Source organism: Phaeobacter sp. CC-HEC084 (assembly GCF_059429255.1).
This window is the reverse complement of the sequence record NZ_JCAIJQ010000007.1, coordinates 37927-50188: the sequence shown is the minus strand read 5'-3', so window position 1 is coordinate 50188 and position 12262 is coordinate 37927. Positions and strand designations below refer to the sequence as shown.

The 12262-nt window shown below is 61.4% G+C and carries 6 protein-coding genes and 1 pseudogene; all 7 read right to left on the bottom strand.

The features are described from left to right. Positions 1–33: 33 nt before the first annotated feature. The 7 genes and pseudogenes from AC5SSZ_RS17025 to tssF all read right to left on the bottom strand — a co-directional run bounded on the left by AC5SSZ_RS17025 (position 34) and on the right by tssF (position 12260). The gene (locus AC5SSZ_RS17025; protein ID WP_495439030.1) at positions 34–3180 is read right to left on the bottom strand and encodes a type VI secretion system contractile sheath domain-containing protein; all 3147 of its coding nucleotides are present in this window, start codon (positions 3178–3180) and stop codon (positions 34–36) included. Positions 3181–3948: 768 nt separating this feature from the next. Then, positions 3949–4443: pseudogene (tssB, locus tag AC5SSZ_RS17020) on the bottom strand (type VI secretion system contractile sheath small subunit); the annotation flags it as partial. Then, positions 4436–5293, bottom strand: coding sequence for an ion transporter (locus AC5SSZ_RS17015; RefSeq protein WP_274830720.1), 858 nt, complete (start codon positions 5291–5293; stop codon positions 4436–4438). The gene AC5SSZ_RS17015 and the pseudogene tssB, both read right to left, overlap by 8 nt. Before the next feature lie 31 nt (positions 5294–5324). After that, a complete protein-coding gene (locus tag AC5SSZ_RS17010) occupies positions 5325–6563 on the bottom strand; it encodes a hypothetical protein (protein WP_495439000.1) in 1239 nt (412 codons plus the stop codon). 90 nt (positions 6564–6653) lie between these two features. Continuing rightward, positions 6654–9362 carry a type VI secretion system ATPase TssH gene (gene tssH, locus AC5SSZ_RS17005; RefSeq protein WP_495438998.1) on the bottom strand — a complete coding sequence of 903 codons (2709 nt, stop codon included), beginning with the start codon at positions 9360–9362 and terminating at the stop codon, positions 6654–6656. 1 nt (position 9363) lies between these two features. Beyond that, positions 9364–10419: a type VI secretion system baseplate subunit TssG gene (tssG, locus tag AC5SSZ_RS17000; RefSeq protein ID WP_495438996.1), complete on the bottom strand. Its 1056-nt coding sequence runs from the start codon at positions 10417–10419 to the stop codon at positions 9364–9366. Then, a complete protein-coding gene (tssF, locus tag AC5SSZ_RS16995; RefSeq protein WP_495438994.1) occupies positions 10383–12260 on the bottom strand; it encodes a type VI secretion system baseplate subunit TssF in 1878 nt (625 codons plus the stop codon). The genes tssG and tssF overlap by 37 nt, the downstream gene beginning before the upstream one ends. Between the last annotated feature and the right edge of the window lie 2 nt (positions 12261–12262).

The window sequence follows — 12262 nt, the reverse complement described above, 5'->3', positions numbered from 1 at the left end:
CGGAGCCAGCCCGCCTTATGTCCATCCGAAACATCATAAATCATCCAATAGCGCGGCAAGATCGGCATCCATGCCATCGTCGTCGCCGCTGTCCTCATCAATATCTTCAAAAGACGCCAGCAAATCATCGAGATCGCCGCCGTCGTCGCCACCCGTATCAAGATCAAGGTCGTCGAGCCCCAGATCATCAAGGTTTAGATCGTCATCATCGCCACCATCTGAACCGGGAACGGTGTCCTCGCCGCCTGCGGCAGATGCAGCCTTGCGCGGATCGGGCGGCGAGGGTTCTGGCGCGGGCACGCCAGTCCAGGGGCCCAGGATTTCCCCGCCTTTCACCGACTGGAAGGAGGTCAGACGCAACTCGTCCCGTCCCTTGACCGCCGCAATCGCCATGAAGCCACGCTCATTGGCCATGGCGATCTTGTCCAGATCGATGTTGCGTTCGGTACAGGGCAGCGCCACCTGATCGCCAAACCGGTCATTCACATAATGATAGGGCATGCCGCCAAGGCTCATGATGCTGCCCAGCTGCATCGCCGCACCATTGGCCTTGAAGGAGCGCGCCAGCAGGATGACCACCAGAACCACCGGATTAGCCCAGAGCATCCCGCGCAGCCCCTCGGCCTCGGTAAACTCCTCAAAATCGAACTCGTAGATCGGATCGCTTTTGGCGCCATAAGGGCGGCGCAGCAGGAACCGGGGGCTGACCAGTCCCAAATGCCCCGCTTCGGACATACCCTGCAGGGTGTCCCAGGCCTCGGCCACCAGTTTCGGGCGTTCCTTTTTCGGGACCGCCAGGAAGGCGGGCGACATAGCAGCAAAGAAGGGCGCATCCACATGCGCAGCCACCCGCGCGATCCGGCCAAGAAGCTCCGCATGCGGCGGGGTTTCCTCGAAGCCATAGAGACCAATCAGCGCCGAATAGCCGCCACGCCCGTTTTCCTCGTCCAGCGGCTCCTCGGTCAGCAGGCGGGCAAAACCGCTTTGGGTCAGATCATCGGCGGCGGCCAGATCCGCGGCCAGTTCCTCGGCCGAAACGTCATACAGCATGACCTCAAGACTGTCGTCGACCTCGACCGAGCGCGCGATCAGATCCAGCGCGCGCCACTGCGCTTCAACTGATTGGAATTCCGGATGATGCAGCACCAGCCGCATCGCATCAGACAGCGCTTCGTCCACCGCCACCTGCATCGCCGCCACGCCCGGATCTGGCAGCGCGCGAATATGCGGGCCAACGATACGGGCCAGCATCTCCTCGACCGGAGAGGCTTGCCGCAGCGCATTGCCGGTATCGCCGATCAGCTGCTGGAAGGCGCTGAGCCGCCGGTCCGCGGGCACCGAACTGCCTGCCGAGCGGGTTTTCGGCGCATGGGCGCGGGTGCCGTGTTTCTCCGCCCAGGCGCGCAACGTCGTCACCGCATGATCCGCCGTGGCGCCGCTTTGCAACTGTTTGCGCAGCCCCACGAGTTCAGAAAACAGCGCAACATTTTCAAACAGCTCATCCGGGTGCAGATCGTCCAGCGTGCCCAGCTTGACCGCGATGCCTGCGCCATCCTTGCCGATGGGCAGCACCAGTTCGGTGGCAAAGCTTTCGATCACATCCTCGACCGTATCGGGATCCAAGAGAACCGCTTTACGCGCAGCCAGGGCATCGCCGGTTTCGACAATACCGCGCGCCGCCCGGCCCGAAAAATCCCCGAACAGCGCCAAGCGGAAGCGTTTTCTCACCAATTTCTGCGGCTCAGGACGGTCTGCGGAGAGGGTTCCAAATGCGAATTCCGGGTCCTTGTCAGCCTCGGCTTCCGCCGCTGCCGGAGGGGCCACCTCTTCTTTGGCTGTCTCATCTGCCGTGAGATCCCCCAGAAGATCATCCAGATCGTCGCCGCCTGCGTCCTCATCCTCGCTGGCAAGCCCAGCCAACAGATCGTCAAGATCATCATCGTCGGCCGTATCCGCAGTTTCCTCACCCGCCAACAGGGCATCCAGATCATCACCCGGATCATCCAGATCCGTCAGAAGAGCGTCGAGGTCATCGCTATCCTCAGCTTCATCTGTGATTTCATCAGGCTCTTTTTCCTCGGAAGCTTCGTCACCCAAGCCTGCGAGCAGGCTGTCCAGATCATCCTCATCTGCATCGTCGCTGGCGTCTTCTTCGAACCCGGACAACAAATCATCCAGATCATCGCCCGCCGCTTCCTCTGCCGCCTCTTCGGCTTCATCAGAGTCGTCCGAAGTCTCATCCGCGAGCAGAGCATCCAGATCGAAATCCGCATCACTCGGCTCTGCCTCGGACACCTCCTCCTCATCGTCCGCCAGCAAAGCGGCAAGGTCATCGTCCGGAGCGTCATCCGGCTCTTGGACCTCGGTCGCATCCTGCAAGAGGGCTGCGAGGTCGTCCTCCTCCTGCATCTGATCTGCCTGCCCTTCAGGCTCTTCATCTGCAGTCAAATCACCGAGAAGATCGTCCAGATCACTGTCCTCGGCCGCTGTCTCCTCTGCCTCGTCGCTCAGACCCAGATCGGACAGGATGTCATCCGCATCCCCTTCGTCCGCGTCGTCGTCGCCGACCCGATCCTCTTCAGAGATACCACCCAGAATGTCATCAAGGTCGGGATCAGCTTGCTCGCTATCCCCTGTCTCGACTTCCGCCAGAGAATTCAGCGCGTCCTCCGCTGTATCACTTGCCTCTGCCGCTTCGGTTTCCGGCTCGGCTAGCCCTTCCAACAGCGCCGCAACACCATCTTCCGGCGCTTCGGTTTCTGAAACTTCAACTGACGCAAGGCTGCTAAGGGCTACCACTTGCGCAGTGTCTTCGCCTTCTGCCTCTTCGTCATCGGGGCTATCGCTCAGGCCGAGATCCGAAAGGATATCATCCGCTCCCCCTTCGTCCGTGTCGTCGCCGCCGGTCGGCTCCTCTTCGGAAATGTCGCCTAGAATGTCATCGAGATCGGGGTCGTCTTCCTCGCCTTGCCCTGTCTCGACTTCCGCCAGAGACTGCAGCGCGTCTTCCGTTGTATCGGCTTCCTCTACCGCGTCGGTTTCCGGCTCCGCTAGCCCTTCCAGCAGCGCCGCGACATCGTCCTCAGGCGCTCCTCTGTCTGAAACCTCGATTGAGGCAAGACTGCTGAGAGCTTCTGCCTGCGCCGTCTCCTCCTCCGCGTCGCTGGTATCCTCCGGCACGCTCCCGAGGATATCTGCCAGCGTGTCTTCTGTTTCCTCCTGCTCCGGCGGTGGCGCGGCGGTGGTCAGGGTATCGAGGGCTTTCAGTGCCTCCTCTTCGTCGCTGTCAGGATCCGTCTCTTCCGCCGAAGCCAGGCCGCCAAGGATATCGCCGACATCGTCCTCAGCAGTGTCCTCTGGCTCGATGGCCGTCAGGCTGTCCAGCGCGGCCAGAGCCTCATCCGGCGTGTCGCTGTCTTCGGTTTCGGGCAGACTGTCGAGCGCGGCGGACAGATCGTCCTGCGTCTCTTCCTCTTCTACCGGGGACTGCGAAAGGCCCTGCAACACCTGCGCCGCGTCGTCCTTTTCAGGCGGCGTTGCCGTGTCCGTCGCCTCAATACCTCCGAGAACATCATCGATGTCAGGCCCGGCATCCTCAGCGGCAGGTGCAGTGCTTGCGATCCCGGCCAGGACATCGGTCACCGTGTCAGCCCCCGGGTCCTGAGATGGTTCTGACCCCGCCAGATCCTTCAGGACATCCGCCGTCTCGTCCTCTGCAGGTTCTGCCGCCGGTTCACCCGTCGCAAGACCCTCAAGGATACCGGCGGTCGCATCCGCCTCGTCCTTTTCCTCAGGCGCCTGCCCGCGCAGACTGTCCAGAACACCCTCGGACCCGTCCTCTGTTTTTTCCTCTACCGGGGCCTGGCCCGCCAGATCCGACAGAATATTGCTGCTTTCATCCGCGGCTTCCTCGGGCAAATCTATGCCACGCAAGGATTCAAGGGCCGTCTCTGTGTCGGCGGAGGGTTCGGAGGCCGACACTGCCGCCAGCAAGCTGGGCGTATGCAGGATCTTTTCGATCAGCGCCTCGGCCCCGGATTTGCCATCCATATAGGCCATCAGGTTTTGCAGCTGGCTGCGCGCCTCCAGCAGCGGGCGCAGCGCGTCCACCTTGGCGGCAATCGCGCCGGGTGAAAAATCCTTCATGCTTTCGAAAGTCAGATCGACCGACAGATTGCCCTCGCCGGTCAGCGTGTTGGGCACCGAAAAGGCGGCGCGGGGCGCCAGCGCCTTCATCCGCGCGTCGAAATTGTCGACATCGATCTCCAGGAATGTCCGGTCCGCCACCGACGGCACCTTCGATTTGCCCGTCAGATCCGCCATCACCCCCATGACAAAGGGCAGCTGAACCTTCTTCTCCGTGCCGTAAAGCTCCACATCATATTCGATCTGAACCCGGGGCGCGCGATTGCGGGCAATGAACTTTTGTGAGCTGTCAGCCATCCCCGCCCCCTTTCAGCGCCGCCAGTTCATTGCGCAGCACTTTGATCTCCTGATGCATCTCCAGAACATGTTCGTCGATCACATCAGTCTCCCGGCGCACCAGATCGCGCAGCTGTTCGAATTCGGCTTCCGCCTCAGCCTCCACCGCGGACTGCATGGTATTGACCAGAAGACCGATGAACAGGTTCAGCACCGAAAAGGCGGTGATGACGATAAAGGGCACGAAGAACGACCAGGCAAAGGGGAAAACCTCCATCACCGGACGCACGATCCCCATCGACCAGCTTTCCAATGTCATGATCTGGAAGAGGGAATAGAGCGACCGCCCCAGCGTGCCGAACCATTCCGGGAAAGCCGCGCCATACATCAGCGTTGCCATCACCCCAAAGACGTAGAAGACGATCGAGATCATGACGATCACCGCGCCCATGCCCGGCAAGGCATCCAGAAGCGCCTGCACCACCGCGCGCATCTGCGGAATGACCGAGAGCAGGCGCAGCGCCCGGATCACCCGCAACCCGCGCAGGGCCGACAGCCCTTGTTTGTCCGGCAAAAGACCGACGCTGACGACCAGCAGGTCAAAGATATTCCAGGCCGAGGCGAAGAACCGGAACCCATAGGCGAAGAGTTTCAGCGCCAGTTCAGCAACAAAGATCCCAAGCACAAGCCGGTCGATCCCATCCAGCAAACCGCCAATCTGGGCATCGACCGATTGTGAGGTGCTGAGCCCCAGCGTCACCGCGTTGAAGATGATGACACCCAGGATACCGTTGGTCACCGCAGGGCGTTCCACAAAAATGCGGGCGCGGGCGCGCAGCGTCAAACTCTCTTCGTGGTCTGCGGTACTCAACGTCTCTTCTCCTCTCGCTCTTTGGCAGGCGTCAGGCCGCCGCTTCCACCACATTATCGACCAGGCCCTTGATGTCCTTGATCGCATCGAGGACGCCCTTGCCTTCTTCCAGGATGGTCAGCTTCTCCAGCTCCTTGATCTTCTGAATGGTGGTACGGTCGTCGATCTCCAGACCGTTGCCCTTCATCACCTCCTGAATTTCAACGAGAAACGCTTCGCGCTCGGCCAGCTTCTTGTTCAAGGCAGAGCCAGCCCGTTTCAGATCCATACATTTCGCGCCGATCTTGACCCCTTCCTTCAGGGTCCTGTTGGACCTCATCGCCTTCATCAGCTTGTCGGCGCTGGCTCCCAGTTTGTCAGCGCGGTGGCGGGTCTTGGTGGTGTGTTCACGATAGGCCACGCGGGCCTTTTCCACATCGGCAAGGTTGCTTTTGATCTTCTTCACCGAGAAATCCATGATCTTTGCGGCGATGGATTTCAGATCACGCCCCTGGGTGACTTCCTCTCCGGCATCTTTTGCGGATTTCAGCGCTCCCTTGATCGCGGCCATCGGTTTGGAATAATCGAGATTGCCCGCGATATCGCCAAGTCCCTGCCGGTCGATTGCCTGCTGCACCGAGGTTTCCCGCAGTTTCAGAAAGGCAGCGAGTCCCTTTTGCAGGTCCTTGCGCAGCTTGGCTTCGTTCTTCAGCTGCTGATTGATCTCAAGACCCAGTTTGGCCACCTCGACCACGATGGTTTTGTAGGAGGTGATCTCGGCCCCCGACGTGGCAATCAGTTTCGCCACAGAGGCGCCGATCTTGATCACACCAAGGCTGCATTTGACCGTGGTTTTGACCCGCGCCTCTTTTAACAACTTGTCTTTCTGCGCCTCGGCTTTCAGCGTCTTTTCAACCGCCTTCTGGGCTGCCGGTTCGGCCGAGGCCAAGGCGTTCTTGATGCTCATGTTGGAGTCAGCGATCATCTGCTGCGCCGCTGCCACGTTCTTTTTGGTCGGCTCCTGCATCAGCTCGCCGATCTTCTTGTCGAGCCGGACCGCCTCTTCCTTGATGATCTTCTCGTAATCCAGCATCACCGCCTCGGCGGCCGCTTTCAGACGGTTCATCGCCGTGCTGGGCACCTCTTTGGGCTTCGACAGCTTGCCGGTGGTTGTGACCTCGATCACCACGTCCGCGCGGTATTTGGGGATTTCCAGATAGATCAGCTTTGGTTTGCTGCGCACGATATCGATGATTGGCAGCGTTGCCTTTGTTACTGTCGTCTTTGCCATCTCAAGATCCTCACTGATTAAATTGCAGCCCCGTCGACCGCTGTTTCCTACTGACTACTTGTGCCGGTTCACCCGGCGCGCTTTGCGCCCCTATTCGAATGCGTATGAGAAGGCGTCATCCGCGATGTCGATCTCAACCTTGCTCACCTCCCGGCCCTCCATCAGGCGGCGCAGGAATTCGTTCGAGATGTCCGGCAGCATGCTGTTGGTGACGATGGCGTCGATCATCCGGCCACCGCTTTCCAGCTCCTGACAACGCTCGACGATCTTGTCGACGACCGCATCCGAATAAGAGAACGGCACGCTATGCGCTTCCTCGACACGTTTCTTGATCCGACCCAGCTGCAGCCGGGTAATCTCTGCGATCATGTCGGGGCTGAGCGGATAATAGGGGATCGTCACCAGACGCCCCAGAAGCGCCGCCGGAAAGATCTTCAGGAGCGGATCACGCAGCGCCTTGGCGATGCCTTCGGGTTCCGGCATCAGATCCGGGTCCGCGCACATATCCATGATCAGATCGCTACCCGCGTTCGAGGTCAGCAGGATCAGCGTGTTCTTGAAATCGATCACGCGGCCTTCGCCGTCCTCCATCACGCCCTTGTCAAAGACCTGAAAGAAGATCTCGTGCACGTCCGGGTGGGCCTTTTCGACCTCATCCAGCAGCACCACCGAATAGGGCTTGCGACGCACCGCCTCGGTCAGAACGCCGCCCTCACCATAGCCGACATAGCCCGGAGGCGCGCCTTTCAGCGAGCTGACCGAATGGGCCTCCTGATATTCGGACATGTTGATGGTGATGACATTCTGCTCACCACCATAAAGGACCTCGGCCAGCGCAAGCGCCGTTTCCGTCTTACCCACACCGCTGGTCCCGGCCAGCAGGAAGACACCGATGGGTTTGTTCGGGTTGTCGAGGCCGGCGCGGCTGGTCTGGATGCGCTTGGCAATCATCTGCATCGCGTGGTCCTGTCCGATCACCCGCTTGGCCAGATGCTCTTCGAGCGACAGGATGGTGGCGATTTCATCCTTGACCATGCGACCCACCGGGATGCCGGTCCAGTCCCCCACGACCGAGGCCACCGCCTGATGATCGACGATGGGCAGGATCAGGGGGCGGTCACCCTGCAGCTCTTCCAGTTCCGCGTTCTTCTCCTTCAGCTCCTGCATCAGGGTGGCGCGGGTTTCCTCATCCAGCGGGCTGTCACCGGCTTCTTCAACTTCTTCGGCAGGCGCATCCACCGGCGCGGCGCCCTCGCGCAGCTTGGCGCGCAGCTCAAGGATCGCCTCAACCACGGCTTTTTCCCGGTCCCACTGGCCTTTGAGTTCCGCCAGGCGCTCTTCCTCGGCGGCCTTTGCAGCGGCCACGGCCTCGCGCCGCGCGGCAACGTCATAGCCGGCGGTTTCGTCGCGACCGATGATCTCCAGCTCGGTGGTCAGCGCCTCGATCCGGCGCTGGCTGTCGTCCACCTCAGCCGGGACGGCATGCTGACTGACCGCCACACGGGCGCAGGCCGTATCCAGCAGGCTAACGGATTTGTCCGGCAATTGCCGCGCCGGGATATAACGCGCCGACAGGGTGACCGCCGCTTCGATCCCTTCATCCAGAACCTGCACGCGGTGGTGTTTCTCAAGCATCGAGGCGATGCCGCGCATCATCAGGATCGCCTTGGGAATGTCCGGCTCATCCACCTTCACCACCTGGAAACGGCGGGTCAGCGCGGGGTCCTTTTCGATGTACTTCTTGTATTCCGCCCATGTGGTTGCGCCGATGGTGCGCAGGGTGCCGCGCGCCAGGGCGGGTTTCAGCAGGTTGGCCGCATCGCCGGTGCCCGCCGCGCCCCCTGCCCCGACCAAGGTGTGGGTTTCATCCACGAACATCACGATGGGCGTGGGGCTCGCCTGCACCTCGTCAATCACCTGCCGCAGACGGTTTTCAAATTCGCCCTTCATGCTGGCGCCGGCCTGTAGCAGACCCACATCAAGCACCAGCAGCCGCACATCCTGCAAGGCGGGCGGAACATCACCGCGGGCGATGCGCAGCGCGAAACCTTCGACCACCGCGGTTTTCCCGACGCCTGCCTCCCCGGTCAGGATCGGGTTGTTCTGGCGCCGCCGCATCAGGATATCGACGATCTGGCGGATTTCCTCGTCCCGGCCGACGATCGGATCGATTTCCCCATTGCGGGCCTGTTCGGTCAGGTCGGTGCAGAATTGCTCCAGCGCCTCGCCCTTGCCCATGGCGCCGGGGGCCATCGCGTTCGAGGCTTCGCCCGGCTCGGCACCGCCGCCCACGTCGCTGCCATCCTGCGCGCCAAGGCGATCCTCGGGCGATCCTTCCGTGGCTTCGGCAAAATTGTCGGCTAGATCATCGGCGCCGATCTTGGCCAGCTCGGGCGACATCGACGCCAGGATATTGCGCAAGGCGGGTGTTTTCAGCATCCCCAGCAGCAGATAACCGCTGCGCACCTTGGAGTCTGAATAGAGCAGCGAGCCCCAGACCCAGCCGCGTTCCATTGCATCCATCAAATGATCGCTCAGATCCGAAATCGCCGAGGCCCCGCGCGGCAGCATATCCAGCGCCCGCGTCAGTTCCGTCGCGATCTTGCCGGTGTCCAGGTCATAGTGCTGGATAATGCGGTGCAGATCGCTGTCCTGTAGCGCCAGAAGCTGATGCATCCAGTGGACCAGCTCCACATAGGGATTGCCCCGCATCTTGCAGAATACGGTTGCGCCTTCGACGGCCTGATACCCCAGTTTGTTGAGCTTGCCGAACAAGGCCACACGGCTGATCTCGGTCATTTCACATCACTCCCTCTACTCGTTCTTGGGACCCGGCGGCGACACCGGGATACAGATACAGATCACCCGCATCGGGCTGGTCCTTGTCCGGATCGGGCCGCGAGCGGATCCAGCTGGTATGGCCCAGCCGGGTGCTGTCGCCGAGACTGGCGCGCGGCACCTCGTCTCCGGCCAGCACAAGATTCACATCCCAGTCCAGCACATCCCCGACGTAGGACCGCACGATGGACCGCAGCCGCGAAAGTGCCCTGCCCCCCGGCAGCAGCCGATTGTAATCCGCAAGGCTGAGCGGGCCGATCCGCAGGCGAAACTTGGCGGTCCTGCTCCAGACCTTGTCACCCAGGCTGGTGCTGCGTCCCAACGCCCCGGATCCCAGTTGCCAGCGGTCATCCGGTTCCAGCTGCAGCCAGCTGCCGACGTATTCTTCCAGATGGACAGGCACCTCCAGGAAGGCGGACAGGATCGAGACCAGCCCTTCGGGATGCTTTGCGCCTTGCGAGAGGTGCCCTGAAAAATGCAGCTTCGCCAAATCGGGCATTGCATCGCGATCCGGCAAGCCCTTGCCGCTGTAGCCGGTAAAGGCAGCGATGCGTTTGGCCATCGGATCATCGGCGCGGTCAAAGCTGACGGCCGGCTGCCCCTGTGTCCAGGCCCGGTACAGCAGGCTCAGCATCCGGTGAGTCAGCATATCGGCAAAGGCCACCATGGTCGGGTCGCGGTGGTTCCGTTTGCGATCCCGGGCATATTCCGTCAGGTGCAGCGGCAGCGGACCCTGCGGGCCGAACAGACCAAAGAACCGGTTGGTCAGGCGCGCAGGCCGGTCGCCCTCTGGCGGGGTGAAGCCCGCAATGGTGGAGGGTGGAAAGGCCAGCTCGGCCTCCTGCCCCAGCCGCAGACGGTCCTCGCGCGGACGACGGCTTTCGCCGAGGCGCGGGGCCTCGGCAAAATGCGCCTCCAGCAGCCGCAGGGCCTGAAAAACGTGATGCTCTTCAGGCGACGCGGCCAGCCGGCCATATAGACTCAGATCATCCGGCCGAGGCCCTTTTCCGGTCGCCATCTGGCAATGTCTCCGCGTTTCTCGGTTCGAAGAACCGTTTCCGTGAACGAATTGATGGTGGCATATCCGCGAAAGAACCGCTCCAGCACGGCCCCCAGCGCATAGATGTTGCTGCCTTCAAAAAAGCTTTCGTCAAATCCGATTGTGATCTCGAGCCCGCGCACGGCGGTCGACAGGATCTCGTCACTCATCCGCCGCACGATGGGGCGGCTCGACACCGATACGATCCCTTCCAATTGCTTTTCGGTGACCCGGTTTCCCAATGGGGCATAAAGGCCCACCAACTCGCGCAGGGCCTCTGCCGCCTGCCCCTTGCCGCTGTCGGCAATCGACACGTAGTTGAGGCTGAGATGGGAAATCAGCCGCCAGGCGGTATCCCCCTGCGCCAGAGTCGGATGCGGCCGCGTCGGAGCGACCGGCAAGGAAATCTTGCGTACCGGGCCGCCCTCCGGCAGGTGAAACACGTCATCGTTCCCGGTTGCCAGCAACAAGGGAAGATCCCGGTTGGTGCAAAGCGCATTGACCGCCAGCTGTTCCAGATGCGGCCCGAAGGGCGCCTGCGTGCGGTCCACCAGCGTCAGGTAGACTTCTGACCCCAGATAGGACGAGCGTACCCCGCGCAGGCGCTCCTTTTCCGACCTTTGCCGCATCCGGCGTTTGATCGTGTAATAGGCGGGATGGGTTTCCCCCGCAGCGGTAAAATCAGTGGCCGAATAGAACGGGCGGAAGACCACGTCATCTTCGCCTTCGCCGCTGATCCCGGTAACGCTGCGCAAGGCGTAGATTTCAAAATCCAGCCCCGCAGTCCGGTTCGGGATCACCTGATGTTCTGTGTCGTTCGGGGTGATCCGGACCCGGTCGCAACGTTTTTCAAACAAGTTCACCGCCGGAACCGCATTTAGTTGAAAAACCTCGGGCACGACGATGGGCTCGATACCGCGCATGCCTTCGCGCAGCAGGATGTAGACATCGACCTCATCCCCTTCGGCACGCTGCAATGCAGGCGCCAGCCCCTGAAGTTCCACAAAGCGGAACCGTTCGGGCATGGCAAAGTATTCCTGGAGCAAGCGATAGCCGTCGTAGGATTGCCGGGGCACCGGCAGCAAAGCCTCTTCGCGGGAAAACCCCTTTTGCACCACGGCGCCATCAGCCAAAGGCGCCTGCCAATCGGCCCTGCGGTTGGTTGACCGCGCGACGACCCCCTGCACCTGGGTGCACAGAAGTTCCAGCAAGGGCCAGCTGTTGCCCGCTGCGCTGGACAGGTAGATCTGCAACCGGTCCATGCCAAGATCGCGCAGCGCCTCACCATCGTTGCGTTTCAGCCGCAGGCGAATACCGGCGCGGGCATCAAAGCCGGTTGCAACCCCGGCGGCCACCAGATCCCCGCGACCGTCGATATACTGGGCCTCAGTGATCTCGATCGGCCACATGGTGATTTCTGCCGCGGTGCGAAATTCGCAAGGGGTCTGCTCCCCTTCGGTCAGACGCGACCGCAGCACCGAGCCGCGCGGCATGACATAGCCGCTTTTGACGGCAGAGTTGCTGGTATCCGGTTCAAAGGCTGCGATCATCATCGACGGCGTGGGCGCAAGGTAATGCGGATAAATGATTTCAAGCAGGTTCGAAGTGAAATTGGGATACTGCAGCTCCAGCTCCAGCTGCACCCGGGCCGACAGGAACGCGACCCCTTCCAGCAGCCGTTCCACATAGGGGTCGAGAACCTCAACCCCCTCCATACCAAGCCGCGCCGCAATTTTCGGATAGGCCGCAGCAAATTCGCTGCCCATGTCGCGCAGGTAATTCAGCTCGTTTTCATAGTGGTCCAGCAGCCGTGTATCCATTG